The following is an 18,253-nucleotide window of genomic DNA, read 5'->3' on the forward strand; positions in this document are numbered from 1 at the left end:
TTTGGTTGTTGACCTCTGGCCAGAACACTTTGAAGTGCTTGACCCGCTGGCCGGCTTTCCCCTTCAGGACACGAATCACCTGGTTGGAGAGGGCCGACTTGAGTGGTGTCACCACTTTGGCGGTTGTTAATGCTTTTCGTTCCTTCGGACTGATGCGGAGCAGTTCGTTTGCCAGTTCGGTTGTCGCACAAACCGTCTGGGCAAACATCTCTGCTTTGACCGCATTGAGGTCAAGAAACTTGAGCTTGAGTGTGGTGGTGACCCGTTTCATGGGGACTATTGTATGTACTATTTCTGTTGCTGAATAAATTCAGCCTGTGCGCTTATATCCCCCGGTTAGAAACCGGGGGCTTTACGCTGCTTTTCGTAAAGTGGCGGTCGCTCTCACAGCCTCAGATCACACAGCACCCTCCTATAGGGATCCACTTGAGTGGTTTGCAGATATGCAGGGGCCAAGAAGGGATGGAATGGCTATAACCTGTAACAACAGAGGCATTCAAAATCTTCAACTGAGGCCCAGCGTTCTACCGGCGCAAAGTGAGCAATTGGCCATGAGCAGCAACTGGGACAACTTCCGCAAAAACCTAGGGGAGTGGCATGGATCCTTTACCAGCGTCATGCCGACAGGGGAGCTAGGCCCTTCTGTGCCCTCTATCCTGGTGCTGGAAGATGTGGAAGGGGGGCGGCGGGTGCGCTTTCAGCTGCGGCGGTTTGCCCAAGGACTGGATGCGCCCCCCACCAGTCAATTGGAGCAGGAATACAGCAGCATTGGCCACCTGAATGTCTTTTTTCCCAACGGGACTTTTTCTAAGGGATCCCTGCAGGTGGCTCCTTTTGCCGAGTTTGGGGCAGAGTATGGTTTTGTGCAGGGCAATCGCCGCCTACGGTTTGTCCAACTCTATGACAAAGACCAGCACTTGCAGTCCATGACGCTGATCCGGGAGTTTCGCGCTGGCACTGATGCCCAGGAGCAACCGCCGCTGACGGTGGAGCAGCTGTTAGGAGAATGGCAGGGCACTGCTTACACTGTCTATGCCGATGGGCGACCTTCTACGGAAGTGACAACCCACCTGCGCATCCAGCAGGAGGGGAACCAGCTTTTCTACCACGCTGCCTGGGCAGGGCAAGAGCTGCAAGGTACAGCGGTTATCGACGGGTGCTGCCTACACTTCCAGGACACAGACCCGCCTAAGCAGTTGCTCTTGTTACCCGATGGCACCTCCAGCCTGACACCGTTGCAGATCTCCTTCCGCCACCCCTTCTCAGTCGAAGTAGGCTGGCTGTGGGCCAAAGGACGGCGGCAGCGTGTCATCCGTTCCTACGGAGAGCGGGGGGAATGGGTGAGCGCCACCCTAGTGGTGGAGTCCTGCCTGCATCCGTAGAAATGGAACCCAAATCTCCATCTCCCTGCATGACTCAGCCACGTCGCTATCTGTTCCTTTCTACCCCTGTTGGGCCTCTGGGATCCGGGGCGGGGGGTGGGGTGGAACTGAATCTTGCCAATTTAACTCGCACTTTGATGGCCAGGGGGTACCAGATGCGGGTGTTGGCGCCGCAGGGATCCTGCATTGCCGGCTTGCCACCGACTGTGATTGAACCAGTGGCAGGTTTACCCCCTCGGTATGCCCAAAGCCAAAGGCGGGATGCGCCGGTGCAGATTGATACCCCCTCGCTGTTGGCCCATCTCTGGCAACGGGCGGCCCAAATGCAGGATGATTTTGACCTGATTGTGAACTGGAGCTACGACTGGCTCTCCTTTTATCTGACGGATTTTTTCCGTACCCCCGTCGCCCACATCATCAGCATGGGATCCCTTAATAACGCTGTGGATCAAGCTCTAGAACACATTGCCCAAACCTACCCCGATCGGCTGGCGGTGCATTCCCGTGCCCAGGGGCAAACCTTTGCCTTTGCTCAGGCGGGGATGCTAGAGGGCCGGGATCCCTTTGTCTATTTGCCGTGCGGGGTGGATCTACAGCAGTATGACTTTGTCCCCCACGGCAAGGGATCCCTGGCTTGGGTGGGCCGCATTGCCCCGGAGAAAGGCTTGGAAGATTGTGCCGCCCTCTCGGAAAAGACCGGGATCCCGGTGGTGATCTTGGGCCATCTCCAGGATCCGGCCTATTGGCAGCAAATCCAGGCTAACTATCCCCAAGCGCAACTGGATTACCGCGGGTTTTTGCCCACCCGCCACATGCAGCAAATCTTGGGCCAGTGCTCGGCTTTGGTCATGACCCCCAAGTGGATCGAAGCCTTTGGTATGGTGGCGGTAGAAGCCTTAGCCTGTGGCGTACCTGTAATCACCTATCGCCGTGGCGGGCCGGCAGAAATTGTCAGGGATGGCGAAACCGGCTGGGTGGTGGATCCCGATGATGTGCCGGCTCTCGTCGATGCTGTGGGTCGCCTGGATCGCATCGACAGGCACCACTGCCGCCAACGGGCTGAGCAGCACTATTCTCTGAACGTGATGGCGGAACGGTTTCTGGCCTGGGATAGGCAAATTTGCAGGGATCCCGTTTAGCTGTTTGGCCTCAGTTTGGGGTGGTCATGCCCCCCTCCGGGTTGTCTGTAGGACGAGAGGCGTTGGCGCAGCCTGTTGGAGACAGACGCGCTAGCGTATGGCGCAAAGGGCTGTACTTCCTACTTATCTTTTTAAGTAGACGGCTGCCCCTAACCCTACCAACATCTCTTCAGGGGTGATTTTGCCGTCCTGATTGGCATCAAGGGCATCAAACACGCGATCTGCTCCCATCCATTCCTCGCGGGTGATGAAGCCATCTCCATCTAGGTCATAGACGCGAAATACATCCTGGGCAGCGTGGGTGACGATTTCTCTGTTGCCCTCTAGCTTGTGTAGCCGTTCGGTGAGCAGGTTCTCCAGAGCAACCAACGCTTTGGAAAAGCCCTGGATCCCTTCTTCCAGTTTTTCGGCAGCCATGCGATTTTCGCTATGCATTTGATCGAAGGTTGCCTTGTCGATCACCAGACGGGGAATATCCAAACTTCGGGCTTTTTCCGGATCCAGTTTGCGCACTAACTCCCCTTCGGTATTTTGTAGCTCTGTCAGTAGGGCAGGGGAAATGGTGAGCAGATCGCAACCGGCCAACTCTATGATTTCACCGATGTTGCGGAAGCTGGCCCCCATCACCTCCGTTTGGAAACCAAATTTGCGGAAGTAGTTGTAGATCTGCGTAACGGAGAGCACACCCGGATCCTCGGCAGGCGGATAGCTCTCCCTGCCGGTATTTTTCTTGTACCAGTCCAAAATTCGGCCCACGAAGGGTGAAATCAGCTTAACGCCTGCTTCTGCACAAGCAATGGCTTGGTGCAGCCCAAACAACAGGGTAAGGTTGCAGTGGATCCCTTCTTTTTCGAGGATCTCGGCAGCCCGAATCCCTTCCCAGGTGGAGGCGATCTTAATCAAAACTCGACTGGGATCCGCTCCAGCAGCTTTGTACTGCTCGATGAGATAGCGGGCTTTGGCCACAGTGGCTTCGGTGTCGTAGGAGAGGCGGGCATCGACTTCTGTGGAGACTCGCCCGGGAATAATGGACAAGATGCGTAAACCAAAGGCAACCGCCAATTGATCGATGGCGCGGGAGACCACCGTTTGCGCTTCAGCTTGGGATCCCACTTCCTGACGGGCTTTGAGCAAGGTTTCATCCACGATGCTCTGATACTGAGGCATTTGGGCTGCAGCCGTGATCAGAGAGGGGTTGGTGGTGGCATCCCGTGGCTTAAAACTCTCGATGGCGTTGATATCGCCTGTATCGGCGACCACGACAGTCATCTGCCGCAACTGCTCCAGTAAGCTCTTGCTCATGTCCGGCTCCTTGGGATTGCGCTACGCGCCACTTTGGCGACCTTAATTCAGTTCTACTCCTTTTCGTCAGGGATCCCGGCAGACGTGAGATTGTCTTAATTGTCTGGATAGGTTGGAGGGTCTAGGGTAAGTTTTTTGACGCTTTGCCGCAATAAACCTAACCCCAAGCCACCATTCTCTAGGCTTCCGGTTGGCAGGGATCCCGTTTGTCGTGTAGAAATGTGAAGGATTGCTTAAATCAAGCCCCTGAAAGGTTCACAAAATCAACCGTCAGAGTTTGAACCATTTGCCCAGGGGAGTAGTCAAACCCAATAGGTTTGCCGTTTTTGTGGATCTGGGTTCCTGACACGGGCAATGATCGTCAGCAAGTCGGTGGTGAGTGGCGATGCGGTATTCTCAAACCCCCAAGGGCTCCGGGCTACGCAGTTTAGCCAGCGGGATCGGTCGAGCTTGTGCCACGGGCCTGTTGTGGGTGGTGTTGCAGCCGAATTGGGCTTTGGCTCAGCGTCCGGTGGGAGGTCAGGGGGGAGCCGCTCGCCCTGTATCGGTGGATGTGGCGATGGCTCAAGCGGGATCCCTGAGTGCTGATTTTCGCTACACCGGCACCACTCAGCCCCTGCGACAAGCGACGCTGCGGACTCGCACGGAAGGGCTGCTGTTGGAGTTATCGGTGGATGTCGGGGATCCCGTCACCCAGGGGCAAGTCCTGGGGCAATTGGATCCCACCCTGTTGCAAGCCGCCTTGATCCAGGCCCAAGCTCAGCTAGCCAGCCAAGAATCGCAGGTGGCCCAAGCCCAGGCGCAACTGAGTAGTGCCCGCACCCAGGTGGAGCAGGCCCGCGTCAATTGGATGCAACAACAGGCGGATGCCGAACGACTGGGGCAACTGGCCAGCGAAGGAGCTGTCTCAGCCCAACAGGCGGAACAAGCCCGCACTGCCGCCAACACTGCCGAACAAGCGCTGCGTTCTGCCGAGGAACAGGTGCGTACCCAAGAACAAGCGGTGATCGCGGCCCAGCGCCAGGTGGAAGCGCAGGGATCCTTGGTGGCCCAAGCCCAAGAACGACTTTCTTATACCCAACTGCTGGCTCCCCTGAGTGGGGTGGTCTTGGCGCGGCAGGCGGATCCAGGTACCTTTTTGAACTCCGGGGCTGATGTGCTGACGGTGGCAGATTTTAGCCAGGTCAGAGTCGAGTTTCTCCTTTCCGAGTTGGAACTGGGTCGGGTGCAGCCGGGACAAGCGATTCAAGTGGAGTTGGATGCCTTTCCCGGTCAACGTTTTTCCGGCCAGATTACCCGCATTTCCCCAGCGGCAGATCCGCAAGCGCGTTTGGTGCCGATCGAGGTGGTGATCCCCAATCCAAGTGGGCGAATCGGCAGTGGCCTCTTGGCGCGGGTGCAGTTGAGCCTGGCGGAAGATCAGCCGGTGATCGTGCCCGAAAGTGCGATTCAGCAACACCAGGGATCCCCTGTGGTGTTTGGGGTGGAACGACAAGGGGAGTCGGTACGGGTGATAGCCCGTCCGGTGCAACTGGGAGAACGGCGGGATGGCCAGGTAGAGGTTTTATCGGGGTTGGAGGTGGGGGATCCCTTTGTGGTGCGCAGCTCTGCCCCTCTGCAGGATGGCCAAGAAGTACAGCTGAGTGTGATCTCTGAAATGCAAGGGAGCTAAACCATGGTTCAACCCAGAGGCGGGCTAAGCGTGAGTGGGCTGGCCATTCGCCGCCACATTGGCACCCTGATGTTGGCTTCGGCGGTGATCGTCATGGGCTTCTACTTTGTCACCCGCTTGCCGGTGGATCTGCTGCCTTCGATTGTTTATCCTCGCATTGGGGTGCGGGTAGATGTAGCCGGAGTAACACCCGAGGTGGCGATTGACGAGATTACCCGCCCTTTAGAAGAATCTCTCGCCACGGTGGAAGGTGTGGAACAGATCTACTCCACCACCCGCGAAGGGCAGGTACGGGTCGATCTGTACTTTGCCCCAGGAGGCAACATCGATCAAGCCTTGAACGACACCACAGCGGCGGTGAACCGAGCCAGGGGGCGACTCCCGGATGAAGTTTCCGCTCCGACGGTCTTTAAGTTTGATCCTTCTCAGTTGCCCGTTTACGAGTTTGCCCTGAACTCACCCGGCTTGTCAGGGGTGGAGCTGCGCCGCTTTGCGGAGGAAGAATTGGCCCGCGATCTGGGAGTGGTGCCGGGGGTCGCCACAGTGGATGTGGCCGGAGGCATTACCGAAGAAGTGCAGGTGGATTTGGATCTGGAGCGGATGCAAGCCTTGGGGCTGGGCCTGACGGATGTGTTGAGCCAGGTACAAGCCCGTAACCAAGATATTTCCGGGGGACGTATCCGGGGGGAAGTCTTTGAATCTTTAACCCGTACAGTAGGACGGTTTCGTAGCCCAGAAGACATTCAGGCTTTGCGCTTCAATACCCCCAATGGCGCGACCGTCCGCTTAACGGATTTTGCCACCGTGGCGGTGCGTCCTGCTGCCGAAGGGGTACGGGTGACCCTAAATGGGGAGCCGGCAGTGCGTTTGAGTATTCAAAAACAACCGGATGCCAACACGATTACGGTGGTAGAAGGGATCCGTCGTCGCCTCGACCAACTGCGGGCTACGGGTATTATTCCCCCTGAGATGACCCTCACCCCCACCAGTGATGAATCCCGCTTTATTCGCAGCTCCATTCAAAATGTGGCCACTGCCGGCCTGAGCGGGGCAGCCTTGGCGGGGATTGCGGTGCTGCTGTTTTTGGGATCCCTGCGACAAACCCTCATCGTGGTGATCGCCATTCCCCTGGCTACTCTAACGGCGATTGTGCTGATGGGCCTGTTTGGTCTCTCCATCAACATCATCAGTCTAGGGGGCTTGGCCCTCGGAGTGGGGATCGTGGTGGATAACGCCATTGTGATGTTGGAAAACATTGCAAAAGGGGTGGAAGGGATCCCGCGGGAGAACGGCAACGCCCAGTGGTTTGAACAACGGGTGATCGATCAGGCGGAGCAGAGCAGCCGCCAGCTGGAGTCGGCCCTGTTGGCTTCTACGGCCACCAACTTGGTGTCGGTCTTACCCTTTTTGCTGATTGGCGGCTTTGTGTCTTTGATCTTTAACGAGTTGATCCTGACCATCAGTTTTGCAGTGGCCGGATCCCTGGTGGTGGGCTTGACGGTGGTGCCGATGCTCACCTCTCGTCTGCTCACGATTCGCCGCAGCAGTGGATTGAAACAATTCGGGTTGTGGCAATGGTTTGAGCAGGGGGTAATCGGGGGGACTTATGCCTATCAACGGTTGCTGGGTCGCTTGTTGTTGCGACCTGGGTTGTTGGTCCTGGTTGCTTTCCTGCTCTTAGGAGGTGGCAGCTATTGGATGGCCGGGCAACTGAATCAGGAGCTTCTGCCCCGCATCAGCACCGGCCAGGTGAACCTGTTCGCCAACTTTGCTCCTGGCACCACCCTGGAGACCAACCGCCGCATCATGCAGGAGGTGGATCGCATCCTGTTGGAGCAACCGGAGGTGGAGTACGTCTTCACCACAGCGGGGGGATCCGCTTTTGGGGGCAGCACTTTTGAAAATCCGCTGCGGGGTACCAGCAACATCACCCTCAAACCAGGGACTGAGGTGGGCCCAGTTGTGGATCGGCTCAATGGGCTAATGAACCGGCTTAATTTGGTGGGATCCCGGATTCGAGTTTCCCCCGGCAGTGTACGCGGTCTGTCCACCCGCAATTCGGCGGTGAATGCCGAGGTGGATGTGGTGTTGCAGGGGGAGGATACGGAAGCCTTGCAACAGGCCAGTCGCATGGCACTGCAGGCTTTGGATGAACAGGCGACCCTCTCTACGTTCCGCCCCGATGCGGATGACAACCAGCCGGAGGTGCAAATCTGGCCGGATTGGGAACGGGCTACCCCGCTGCGCCTGAGCACCCAAGATATGGGTCGGGTGGTGCAAACGGCGGTACAAGGTTCCGTGCCCACCCAGTTGCAACTGGGAAACCGCCTCATGGATGTACGGGTACAGTTGGGATCCGGCGGCATTACCCAACCCTCGCAACTGGAGCGATTGCCCCTGTTTGTACAAAACGGTCAGCCGGTGCGTTTGGGGGATGTAGCCCGGTTGCAAAGGGCGGAAGCACCGGGAGAAATTCGCCGCATCAACCAACGGCAGGTGGCGATCTTGAATGGCAGCCTCACCGCTGGGGCCACCCAAAGTGCCGCGATCGCCGAAGTGGATGAGATTCTATCGGGGTTGGAATGGCCGGCTGGGGTGACTCGCTTGCCCAGTGAAGCCCTGGCCACCAACCGGGAGCTGCGCAACAATTTGCTCCTGCTCGGATCCCTGGCGGCTTTTCTGGTGTTTGTGGTGATGGCGGTGCAATACAACTCCCTCATCGACCCCCTAGTGATCATGCTGACGGTGCCCTTAGCCCTTTCCGGGGGCATTTTGGGCTTGTTGATCACCAACACCTCCGTTGGGGCCACTGTGCTGGTGGGGGCGGTGCTACTGGTGGGGATCGTGGTCAACAACGCCATTTTGATGGTGGAGCTGGCCAACCAACTGCGGGAGGAGCAGGGCCTCGATTATCGCAGTGCCATTCTGAATGCCGCCCCACAACGCCTGCGCCCGATTTTGATGACGACGGTGACAACGGTGCTGGGTCTGTTCCCTTTGGCTTTGGGCTTGGGAGAGGGATCCGAGTTGCTACAACCGCTGGGGGTGGTGGTGTTTTCCGGCCTGTCGCTGGCGACGCTGCTAACGCTGTTCGTGATCCCCTGCTTCTATGTCCTTCTGCATGGCATGGGGAGAAAAACCAAACCTCCAACCTTCCCCGACCTACCCACCCTGGAATCCCCGGCTTTGCCCCTAACCCGACACCAGTAGCCGCTTTTGCTCACCCCACTTTGGGATTGCGCACCAGGCTTAACCCTTGGGCAAGCGGCTGAGCTTGGGTTTCTAAGGACTCCGTCCCGCTGTCGCTTAAGCGCTGCGTAGCAACAACGCGAGCGGTTGGGTCTGGCACCAAGCGCAGCGGGGATCCAAAGTGGCCAATGGCAACGGTGTTGTTGAGGGTTTCGATCTGGCGGATGGATCCCTGACGTAAGCAACGATGCAGGCGGCGCAGCAAGAACAGGTCGGCTTCGGAGCACTCATCTTTGAACAGCATCACATTCAGCTCGTGTTCCTGAGCGGAGGTGAGCAGCCCGGTCATCATGGCGGATTGAATGATTTGCTGCACAGTCATGGTCTTAGCCTCATTCATAGTTTCTTCCTGTATTTATTCTCGACAAATCGCCCGCTTATTTACTCCGCTGAATAGCGGATCGGATGTACGCACTTTGCCTATCTTTTCTACGCTCCGTGGAGAGTAGTTTTTGAGGTATAAATCGGTGCTTTTTTGGGCTGGGGGCCAGTGGCTTGATTTCTAGATTCCTTGCTTTATAAGGGTTTCCGAAGCTGTTGCGGAATGGATAAGCGATTTAGCGTAGAGGGATCCGACATTTACCGCAGTGTGAAATTAGACCCATAAATTTGTTATTTGAACCTACAAAAGAGCTGATCATTCCATGTTTTCCGAGCTGTTGTTTGAGGTTGTTGACTTACATCTGTGGCGGTACGGAACTAGGAAGCAATTTCCATCACCGACAAATGGCGTAGAGATACCTGAGATTTTGCGCAGAACGGCGCTGTGTTAGGGTGAGGCCGTCCTGTTTTTTACGGTTGCTTGTGTCAGAAAGTCCTCAAAAGGCAGGATGTGCTGCCCCGCTGCGCTGTTGTGGCTGTGGGTGTCTGGGGGCGCTGGCGGTGCTGAGCCTGGGGCTGGCGGGAGTGGGGTTCTTGTTCTGGAATGGGATCCGCGCTTCCGGGGCCTTTCGCAGCTATCAGTTGGCGGTTGAAGCGCTGAAGCAAGACGCAGCAGTGGTGGAACGGCTGGGGGAACCCTTAAGACCGGGATGGCTGTCTCAGCTTCGCTTCCAGGAGAGCGAAGAGGCCGGTTGGGTGTGTCTTTCCTTTTTGATCACTGGATCACAGCGGACGGGGGAGGTGGCTGTGGAGTCGGAACGGGGCATGGCCGGAAAGGACTCCGTCCCGCGAGCGCGAACGGAATGGCAGTTGCGAGATTTACAGGTGAGGGTGGATGGGGATCCCAACCCGATTCAGGTGGTAGGCCCCGATGGGCGGGAATCCCGGTGTGAGGGGGAGGAATCCGAGCCTGAAGCCTTACCCCTGCCGCCGGAAACCGAGGTATAGAGCAGCTGTGCAGGCTGAGTTTGAGCAGGTAGAGATAGAGGTAGAGTAGGTCAGTTTCGGCCTTGGAGCCTATGCGGTCGGTTCCTTATGTGCGCTTGCTGCTGTTGTTGGCACTGCTGGCTTTTTTCACGGGCCTGCTGGTTTGGCTGATTCAATCTTTTCTGGACTTGTACTACGCCACCCGCTACCACCCAATTTTGGGGGGGCTGTTGATCGCGGTGCTGGTGCTGCTGTTGCTGGTGTTTTTGGCGGCTTCCCTCTACTACCTTTTCCTGTTTCGTCGCCACCCAAGTGAGAAAGCCTCTGAAGGATCCCAACGACCAGCGTTGCCGGAAAATGCGGCGGATAAACGCCTGGTCACCCAGCAAAATCTGGCGCAGCTGGAAGCGCAAATGGCCCAGATTCAGGATCAGGTGGCCCGAGCAGCGCTGGCAGAACGGTCGGCTTTGCTGGCCAAACATCTGGCTCAGCCCCAGCTTAAGGTCGTGGTTTTTGGCACTGGGTCGGCCGGCAAGACCTCTTTGGTGAATGCGTTGCTGGGGCGGCGGGCGGGGGCGGTGGGGGCCACCCTAGGCACCACAGAGGCGGCCACCCTGTACGAGTGGAGCTTGCCGGGGATCCCGGAGCCGGTTCAGATCATGGATTGCCCTGGCATTTTGGAGATTGGCCCGGCGGGGGTGATGCGGGAAAGTGAGGCCCGTGCGCAAGCGGAAGCCGCCGATTTGTTGCTGGTGGTGGTGGATGGGGATTTGCGCCAGTCAGAGGTGGATCCCTTGCGGCAGTTGATCGCCCTCGGCAAGCGGGCCCTGCTGATTTTCAACAAAATCGACCGTTATACCCCCGAAGAACAGCAGATCCTGTTGCAGCGCCTGCGGGAACGGGTTGCTCCTCTGATTTCACCGCAGGATGTGTTGATGGCTTGTGCCGCCCCGGCCCCTATCCAAGTGGGATCCCAAACCTGGCGACCGGAGGCGGATGTGGCTGTGGTGAAGGATCGCATTCAGGCGGTGCTCTACGCAGAAGGGGGATCCCTGGCTTTGGACAATGCGCTGTTGCAATCGCAGCAGTTGGGCGAAACGGCAAAGCGGATCATCCAGGCTCAGTTGCGTCAACAGGCGGAACAGGTGATCGATCGCTTTCAGTGGATTGTGACAGGCGTGGTGTTTGCCAACCCGATTCCGGCGGTGGATTTATTGGCAATTGCGGCAATCAACGCCCAGATGGTGGTGGAACTGGGATCCGTCTACGGCTGCCAAATGAACCTGCAACAGGGGCGGGAACTGGCCCTCTCCTTGGCCAAAACCTTGGCCAGCTTAGGGCTAGTGGAAGGGGCTATCCAACTAACCACCGGGATTTTGGCAACCGTTGCCGAAGTGAGCGTGGTGGGGTTTCTGGTCACCGCCCCGATTCAAGCCGCCAGTGCTGGCTACCTCACCCGTATTGCTGGAAAAAGTTTCATCGAGTATTTCCAGCGCAACCAAACCTGGGGAGAAGGCGGTATGCAAGCCGTGGTCAAGGCGCAAGTGCAAAGCACTCAAAAATCCGGCTGGCTGCAAGACTTTGTTCGAGAGGCTTCTAAGCGTATTTTTTTCCAGAAGGATTAGAGGAGAGGGTTGAGGGGGCCATTTGGACAAGCCTGAGCCAAGGGATCCCTAGGGGCTGTCACGAGTGGTTGCTCACAGCAATGTCCGTCGGCATAAAAGCCAGCTCCATCTGGGCCACATAGTCGGCATAGCTGAGCACCGGCACCGTATCCCAGTCTGCTAAGCCATGCATACACTTCGACCACTGAATGAAGGCGGCAGGATAGCTATACACCAAGCTGGGATCCTGCAAAACCTCTTTGGGCAGGGGAGGAATAGACTTGAGCACCGCCAAAAGAGCTGGGGGCTTGTGGAGAACCACGCGCGCAGCTTCAATCTGCTCCGGGGAAACCTTAAACTTAGCGGCAATAAACGAGATTACCCTAGAAATTTTCATCGCTCAACACCAACCTTACTTAAGGTATAGAGTGCCCCAGAGTCTAGGGGCGGACTTCAGGGATCCTACGGAGCTTGGGAAATTTGAGAACTCAACCCCTTCGCCGAAGACATATTGACACTCCCCCGGTTAGAAACCGGGGGATTCTCCCTTCTAGCCCCTTGCAACCTTAGACTGCAAGGTATTCATGGAGTTCAGGGGATTGCCAACTACCCCATCCCCTGAGCCGACCCTACCTATTACGGGCAGGGCTTCTTTTAGACTCAAAGGACACGAAAACCCGTCCCACTGGGCAATGTTCATTGCGGCATTCCAGTCGGCATCACAGCAATACCCGTCCTGCCCGGTGAACAAATGCCCACTCCTTTTCCCAATGGCCTCCGGCCCTGCGGAGCAGATCAATCCTGTCCTGTGGTCGGTTTTGGATGTGTAGGCAGCAGGGCGCTTGTGTAGAGTTCTACCTGCCATTTCCAGCTTGTAGGCAACCTTCCACTCCAGGTCGTAGTACGACCAGGTATGGCGCGATTTCCCGGCATCCGAACGCGCCTTCTGGCTCTGTCTGGATTGGCGGATACCTGAGAGGTCTTCCATCCACACATCTGCATTTACCGCATTGGCAAACCGTACAATGCGACGGCTAACGGTGTGGTTGACCGCCCTCATCCACCGGGCTTCTTTGCGCTCCAGTCGCTTGAGTGCTCGGTATTTACCCGCCTGTTGCAACTGGGCACGACGCTTCTGGAAACGACGACGACGATAGGCTACCTCTCCACCCCCAAAAAACACCGCCCGACCCCAACGGGTGGCCGCCACTGCCAAACGGTTCTGCCCCCGGTCAACACCCAGTCGCTCCGTACTCTTCACTTCGGGAACTTCCCAAGTGATAGATACAACCGCGTACCAACAGCCCCGTAGCTTCATGAGTTTCAAGGTTCCCCGTTCACAATCCTGTTCGGCCAGGATGCGCTCAAGACGCTCGGCATAGTAGGAACTGCTAACCTCAAGGGGAACCCGCTTGTCACCCTGAATTGTGGGAAAACTCACCGAGTAGGTGCTACCTACTTTGTGCAGCTTCCAGTTTTGGTTGTTGACCTCTGGCCAGAACACTTTGAAGTGTTTGACCCGCTGGCCGGCTTTCCCCTTCAGGACACGAATCACCTGGTTGGAGAGGGCCGACTTGAGTGGTGTCACCACTTTGGCGGTTGTCAAGGCTTTTCGTTCCTTCGGACTGATGCGGAGCAGTTCGTTTGCCAGTTCGGTTGTCGCACAAACCGTCTGGTTAAACATCTCTGCTTTGACCGCATTGAGGTCAAGAAACTTGAGCTTGAGTGTGGTGGTGACCCGTTTCATGGGGACTATTGTATGTACTATTTCTGTTGCTGAATAAATTCAGCCTGTGCGCTTATATCCCCCGGTTAGAAACCGGGGGCTTTACGCTGCTTTTCGTAAACTACCCGACGCTGACCCTAGCGGGTACAGCGCAGGCTTTCAGTAGCCCTCCAGTTATCTGGCAAGATAACCAGGAACCTCCAGGGCGGTTTACAAGCGCCCCCAATGCTTGGTCGCGCCAGCGGTGCGGAGCACGAATGTTCTTGGCTCCGTTGAAATCCGCATCCCCATGCCAACCACAATGCCCACACTGGAACTGCTTACCCCTCCGGTGGCGCTCCGCGCCGTGCGGAGCACGATACGACTGGTCAGGATCAGGATGAATGTGCAGGCAGCGGTGACAGGTTTGGCTGGTGTACCTAGGGTCCACAAACACAACCTTGACCCCAGACCTCAATGCCTTGTAGCAGATAAACAACCTCAACTGGTGGAACGCCCAACTGTTGCTGCGTCTGCGTTCCGTCTTATTGCGAGGCTGTTGATTCACCCGTTCCCGGATCCCGGTCAAATCTTCCAGTGCAACACTGGCAGAAAGGGCTTCGGCGGTAGCAACAATAACCCTCCGCATCGTCCTCCGGACGACCCAGAGGGTCATTGAGGATCTTCTCTGGCGTGTTCTGGTTCACCCAGTTCAGCGCTTGCCCAAAAGCATCCAAGGTCGCATCCAGTTTTGCGGCTTGGGACTCGGACACCTTGAGCTTACAGGAGATATTCAGGACTTGATTCATAGTCCCATTGTATCTCATCAGAGAGAGGTTGTTCGTATATCCAATGAAGCTCAGACCACCTGCTGAGGCGAGGTGGTGGTGTCGGTGCTAACCTGTAACTCCCTGATGAGTCCACAGGTCACACAAACCAGCCCAGCTTCTAGGCGAACGTCCAGAGCTTTTGCTGGAACGTTCCTCACTCTCCTTTCAGCACGTGAGCTTAAGCATCCCTCTGGCAGCGATATTGTGAGTGCCATTCAGGTCTGCCGAATATCGCTACACTTGCGCTCGTTTTACTGGAAGCCAGTTTTTGGGAAGCGTGGATACAGCTGCTGGTAGAGCCAGTTTGGACGTGCTCAAGCAATACATTGAGGAGCAGGGATATGACACTCGCGGAGCGGTGCGGAGCACCCTTAACCGAAGGGCTGTTGGCGGCCTCCGCTTTCGCTGCACCTGCCTTACCTTGACCCCATCCTGCTAGAGCGAGGATGAGGAGTGCGGCAAAGTTCGGTCAAACCTGAGATTCCTGAGATTGATGTCCGATACCAATCTACCCTCGCCCCTCCTGCAATCTTAACTGGATTCCCTGTGGATTCCTTGGCCCACCCCAACCTGTATGGAGGGAACTGGATGCCAGTACCCTCCCAGCTTACAAAGTTTGTACCAGGCGGGATGGAGGCTACAGCGTCTTTCAGTCCCTACCGGGCGAGATCCCATCTCAAGCACTCCTGCATCACCTGACCCAATAGGTACAGGGATCCACACAGCACAGGTGGTGGAGCTGTGGAAGCCTCAGGGCAAGAAAGCTGGGTCAGAAAAGCCGATAGATCCGGCAGCGCTTGTACATGGGTGAGGTAGGGTTGTCGCTCTCGGGCCAGTTGCGCCAGTTGCTCAGGATCCATGCCGGAATGACCCGCAATAGGCAGCGTAAAGAGGCGATCTCCTGGGCGGAGCAAGGTGCTCAAAATGCCGGAGACATCCTTGGTGCTCAAGATGCCGATGTACCAGGTGAGGGGGCCGGGCTGTGTCTCATCTAAGTAGCGGCGTAAAGCTTGGGCGGCGGGCAAATTGTGGGCTCCATCCATCAGCAATACCTGGGATCCGATCTGCACCCGCTGCAGACGCCCCGGCCAACGGGTGAGGTCAAACCCTTTTTTCACCGCAGCATCCGGGATCGACCAGCCCTGTTGTCGCAACCTTTCCACAATCCCCAGCGCCACCGCCCCATTGATCAGTTGCACATCTCCGGTCAAGGGCAAGCAGAGGGATAATCCCTGCCAGCGGACGGTTTGCGGGCCAACCCACTCCAAAGGCTGAACCACCTGAACCGGGATCCCCAAGGCTTCGGCCTTAGCCTGGATCACCGCCATTACCTCAGGGGTTTGTGGCGCACACACCAAGGGGATCCCTGGCTTGAGGATACCGGCTTTTTCAGAAGCAATTTGGGGCAGGCTGTTGCCCAGACGCTGCCAGTGATCCCAGCCAATCGAGGTAATCGCCGTAACAATCGGATCGATCCCGGCATTGGTGGCATCCAGCCGTCCCCCTAGCCCCACCTCCAGCACCACGACCTCTACCGCTTGCTGGCGAAAATACAACCAGGCGGCAGCGGTGACGACTTCAAACTGGGTGGGGGAAGGCTCGTCGGGGGGGTAGGACTGCAAGGTGTCGCGCACCTGTGCCAAGGACTGGCTCCAATCTTCGGTGGAGATGTACTCCCCCCTGAGCCAAATGCGCTCCCGCCAATGCACCAAATGGGGAGAAGTATACCGACCGACACGATAGCCCGCTGCCCACAAGACATGGCTAACCCAAGCACAGACGGATCCCTTGCCGTTTGTCCCCGCCACATGGATCACTGGGATCCCGGCCTGGGGTTGCCCCAATCGTTGCAACAACACCTGCATCCGCTCCAGGCTGAGATCCACCCCAAAGTGGCCCAGTGACTCCAGAAAGCCCGGCCAATCCCAATTGTGCTCCGCACCGCTGACGCGACTGTGCTCCGCACCGCTGACGCGACTGTGCTCCGCACCGCTGACGCGACTGTGCTCCGCACGGCGCGGAGCGCCATCGAACCCGTCAGCACCGGCAGGGATCCCGTTCGGTGTGGGCGCGAGAACGGGGAATAGAGGCAGATCATTTTGGCTCAAGCTCATCCACTCCAGCCCATGCAAAAACAAATTCAAAACAAGTGCCCAGATTCTGCTAGGCACGGCTCCCATTCTGGCCTCTGTTGAGGTTAGCTGGTGGACTGAGTGCAGCTAGCTAGGGGGCTAGAGATTGACCACAAAGGCATCCCGGATCCCCGGTTGCTTCAGGACTTCCTCGATGATCCCATCTGGCAGCGGATCGTCTAGGCTGAGCACCATCACCGCTTCACCGCGAATCAACTTGCGACCCACCTGCATACTGGCAATATTGACGTTGTAGGCCCCCAGCAGCGTCCCAATGCGCCCAATGATCCCCGGCATATCGCGGTGCAGCGTCATCAGCATGTTGGCAGAGGGTGGTACGTTAATCGGGAACTCATCGATCTGGGTGACCCGCACCTCCCGTTCGCCAATCAGCGCCCCAGAAACGGAGCGGATTCCATTGGGGCCATGGGCGGTCAACATCAGGGATCCCGAATAATCCTTGAGGGCCGGATCCCGAGTTTCCACCACCCGAATGCCCCGTTCCTTAGCCTCGATGGAGGCGTTGACATAGTTGACCCGCTCCCGCAAAGCAAGGGTGAGCAACCCCTTCAGCGCCGCGACGATAATCGGCTGGCCATCTTTTTCTGCTAGATCCCCCTGCAGGCGAATCTCCAGCTGGCTGACCCGATCCCCCGCCAACTGCCCAACCAAATTGCCCAAGGTTTCCGCCAAGTCCAGGTAGGGCTTGAGGTTTTGCAGCACTTCTGCTTGCAAACCGGGGATATTCACAGCCGAACGCGCTGGTAACCCCAACAACACATCCCGGATTTGTTCGGCCACATCGATGGCTACATTCACCTGGGCTTCTTCGGTGGAGGCTCCTAGGTGGGGGGTGAGTAACACTTCCTTACCCAAAGTAAAGAGGGGCGACTCTTCGAGAGGTTCGGAGGCAAATACATCTAAGGCTGCCCCGGCAATTTGACCGGAGACAATGGCTTCGTACAGGGCTTGCTCGTCGATTAACCCACCACGGGCACAGTTGATCAAGCGAGCGGTTGGCTTCATCAGGCTGAAGGTTTCGGCATTGAAGAGGTGGGTGGTCTCGGGGGTTTTGGGAATGTGCAGAGTGATGTAGTCCGATTCTTGCACCAAGGTTTTGAAATCCACCAGGCGTACCCCCAGTTGCTCCGCTCGCTCCATGGCGAGGTAGGGGTCAAAAGCCAGCAACTTCATGCCCATGGCTTTGGCAATCTGGGCTACGTGGGATCCAATGCGGCCCAGCCCAACAATCCCCAGCGTTTTTTTATAAACTTCCACCCCGACAAACTCTTGCCGCTTCCACAAACCGGATTTCAGCGAAGCATTGGCATCCGGTATGTGGCGAGAGAGGGCCATCATCAGGGCGATAGCATGTTCGGCAGCCGCAATGGTATTGCCTTCCGGAGAGTTTACGACGAGGATCCCGGCCTTAGTAGCTGCAGGCACGTCAATGTTGTCTACCCCCACCCCAGCCCGACCAATGATTTTTAAGCGGGTGCCTGCCTCGATCACTTCCCGCGTGACCCGCGTACCGGAGCGCACCATGATGGCATCGTAGTTGGGAATGGCCGCAATCAACTGCTCGGGGGTGAGTTGCGTTTGCACCTCCACCTGGGCCACCTGGGAGAGAATATCAATTCCAGCCTGATCGATGGGATCCGTGACGATAACTTTGGGCATGAGCAACGCTAGCCTAATGGAATATGGAATGCAGAAAAAAGGGTCAATGAAGGTAACCCAGCAGCCTTAGTTGAGGTGGATCCCACCCACAACCAGCGCAGCACACTTTAATTTACCGCGAAATTGACTAGGCTCCAGTCGATGAAAGTTCCCCAGCTAGGTTCGGGCGCGATTTCCAGGATCCTCTTGAGCCACCGATCCAGCCTCCTGCTTTTGGGGTAACGGGTTGCGTGAGTGAATAAACAGGAGA

At 57.0% G+C, this 18,253-nt stretch carries 12 protein-coding genes and 2 pseudogenes; 6 read left to right on the forward strand and 8 right to left on the reverse strand.

Translation table 11 applies throughout. From position 1 onward, the window contains the following. Positions 1 to 271: pseudogene (locus JX360_RS12635) on the reverse strand (RNA-guided endonuclease TnpB family protein); the annotation flags it as partial. 280 nt (positions 272 to 551) lie between these two features. Between JX360_RS12635 and JX360_RS12640 the strand changes: the two are divergent. Then, entirely contained in the window at positions 552 to 1,382 is an 831-nt protein-coding gene (locus tag JX360_RS12640) for a DUF3598 family protein (protein WP_244351537.1), read from the forward strand. Between the two features lie 29 nt (positions 1,383 to 1,411). Continuing rightward, on the forward strand, positions 1,412 to 2,521 hold the full coding sequence (locus tag JX360_RS12645) for a glycosyltransferase family 4 protein (RefSeq protein WP_244351539.1): 1,110 nt from the start codon (positions 1,412 to 1,414) through the stop codon (positions 2,519 to 2,521). A gap of 123 nt (positions 2,522 to 2,644) precedes the next feature. Here JX360_RS12645 and JX360_RS12650 read toward each other — a convergent pair whose 3' ends face one another. Further along, positions 2,645 to 3,823 carry a transaldolase gene (locus JX360_RS12650; RefSeq protein ID WP_244351541.1) on the reverse strand — a complete coding sequence of 393 codons (1,179 nt, stop codon included), beginning with the start codon at positions 3,821 to 3,823 and terminating at the stop codon, positions 2,645 to 2,647. Between the two features lie 385 nt (positions 3,824 to 4,208). On the opposite strand from JX360_RS12650, the gene JX360_RS12655 reads away from it, so the two are divergent. Both JX360_RS12655 and JX360_RS12660 read left to right on the forward strand, forming a co-directional pair. After that, entirely contained in the window at positions 4,209 to 5,495 is a 1,287-nt protein-coding gene (locus JX360_RS12655; RefSeq protein WP_244351543.1) for an efflux RND transporter periplasmic adaptor subunit, read from the forward strand. A gap of 3 nt (positions 5,496 to 5,498) precedes the next feature. Further along, positions 5,499 to 8,705: an efflux RND transporter permease subunit gene (locus JX360_RS12660; protein ID WP_244351545.1), complete on the forward strand. Its 3,207-nt coding sequence runs from the start codon at positions 5,499 to 5,501 to the stop codon at positions 8,703 to 8,705. A gap of 10 nt (positions 8,706 to 8,715) precedes the next feature. On the opposite strand, the gene JX360_RS12665 is transcribed toward JX360_RS12660, so the two are convergent. Further along, a complete protein-coding gene (locus JX360_RS12665) occupies positions 8,716 to 9,084 on the reverse strand; it encodes a hypothetical protein (RefSeq protein ID WP_244351547.1) in 369 nt (122 codons plus the stop codon). Between the two features lie 464 nt (positions 9,085 to 9,548). Between JX360_RS12665 and JX360_RS12670 the strand changes: the two genes are divergently transcribed. Next, positions 9,549 to 10,073, forward strand: a complete 525-nt coding sequence (locus JX360_RS12670) for a Coa1/Tim21 domain-containing protein (RefSeq protein ID WP_244351549.1) — start codon at positions 9,549 to 9,551, stop codon at positions 10,071 to 10,073. A 71-nt stretch (positions 10,074 to 10,144) separates the two neighbouring features. Beyond that, positions 10,145 to 11,677, forward strand: a complete 1,533-nt coding sequence (locus tag JX360_RS12675; protein WP_244351551.1) for a YcjF family protein — start codon at positions 10,145 to 10,147, stop codon at positions 11,675 to 11,677. A gap of 58 nt (positions 11,678 to 11,735) precedes the next feature. On the opposite strand, the gene JX360_RS12680 is transcribed toward JX360_RS12675, so the two are convergent. The 5 genes and pseudogenes from JX360_RS12680 to serA form a co-directional block, all read right to left on the reverse strand. Beyond that, positions 11,736 to 12,053 (reverse strand): hypothetical protein, encoded by a 318-nt coding sequence (locus JX360_RS12680; protein WP_244351554.1) that lies wholly within the window; start codon positions 12,051 to 12,053, stop codon positions 11,736 to 11,738. A gap of 153 nt (positions 12,054 to 12,206) precedes the next feature. Then, positions 12,207 to 13,403, reverse strand: a complete 1,197-nt coding sequence (locus JX360_RS12685; protein WP_244351555.1) for an RNA-guided endonuclease TnpB family protein — start codon at positions 13,401 to 13,403, stop codon at positions 12,207 to 12,209. Positions 13,404 to 13,503: 100 nt separating this feature from the next. Further along, a pseudogene (locus JX360_RS12690) lies at positions 13,504 to 14,028 on the reverse strand (zinc ribbon domain-containing protein); the annotation flags it as partial. Between the two features lie 819 nt (positions 14,029 to 14,847). Continuing rightward, positions 14,848 to 16,305, reverse strand: coding sequence for a bifunctional folylpolyglutamate synthase/dihydrofolate synthase (locus tag JX360_RS12695; protein ID WP_244351557.1), 1,458 nt, complete (start codon positions 16,303 to 16,305; stop codon positions 14,848 to 14,850). A gap of 117 nt (positions 16,306 to 16,422) precedes the next feature. Then, positions 16,423 to 18,003 carry a phosphoglycerate dehydrogenase gene (gene serA, locus JX360_RS12700; protein WP_244351559.1) on the reverse strand — a complete coding sequence of 527 codons (1,581 nt, stop codon included), beginning with the start codon at positions 18,001 to 18,003 and terminating at the stop codon, positions 16,423 to 16,425. Positions 18,004 to 18,253: the final 250 nt, after the last annotated feature.

Origin of the sequence: Thermostichus vulcanus str. 'Rupite' (assembly GCF_022848905.1) — a bacterium.
Lineage (GTDB): Bacteria > Cyanobacteriota > Cyanobacteriia > Thermostichales > Thermostichaceae > Thermostichus > Thermostichus vulcanus_A.

Bases quoted from the DNA above. Each gene is read 5' to 3' on its own strand.
- serA (WP_244351559.1), bottom strand. From the start codon at position 18,003: ATGCCCAAAGTTATCGTCACGGATCCCATCGATCAGGCTGGAATTGAT.
- JX360_RS12660 (WP_244351545.1), top strand. From the start codon at position 5,499: ATGGTTCAACCCAGAGGCGGGCTAAGCGTGAGTGGGCTGGCCATTCGC.
- JX360_RS12655 (WP_244351543.1), top strand. From the start codon at position 4,209: ATGCGGTATTCTCAAACCCCCAAGGGCTCCGGGCTACGCAGTTTAGCC.
- JX360_RS12695 (WP_244351557.1), bottom strand. From the start codon at position 16,305: ATGAGCTTGAGCCAAAATGATCTGCCTCTATTCCCCGTTCTCGCGCCC.
- JX360_RS12650 (WP_244351541.1), bottom strand. From the start codon at position 3,823: ATGAGCAAGAGCTTACTGGAGCAGTTGCGGCAGATGACTGTCGTGGTC.
- JX360_RS12675 (WP_244351551.1), top strand. From the start codon at position 10,145: ATGCGGTCGGTTCCTTATGTGCGCTTGCTGCTGTTGTTGGCACTGCTG.
- JX360_RS12665 (WP_244351547.1), bottom strand. From the start codon at position 9,084: ATGAATGAGGCTAAGACCATGACTGTGCAGCAAATCATTCAATCCGCC.
- JX360_RS12680 (WP_244351554.1), bottom strand. From the start codon at position 12,053: ATGAAAATTTCTAGGGTAATCTCGTTTATTGCCGCTAAGTTTAAGGTT.
- JX360_RS12685 (WP_244351555.1), bottom strand. From the start codon at position 13,403: ATGAAACGGGTCACCACCACACTCAAGCTCAAGTTTCTTGACCTCAAT.
- JX360_RS12645 (WP_244351539.1), top strand. From the start codon at position 1,412: ATGACTCAGCCACGTCGCTATCTGTTCCTTTCTACCCCTGTTGGGCCT.
- JX360_RS12640 (WP_244351537.1), top strand. From the start codon at position 552: ATGAGCAGCAACTGGGACAACTTCCGCAAAAACCTAGGGGAGTGGCAT.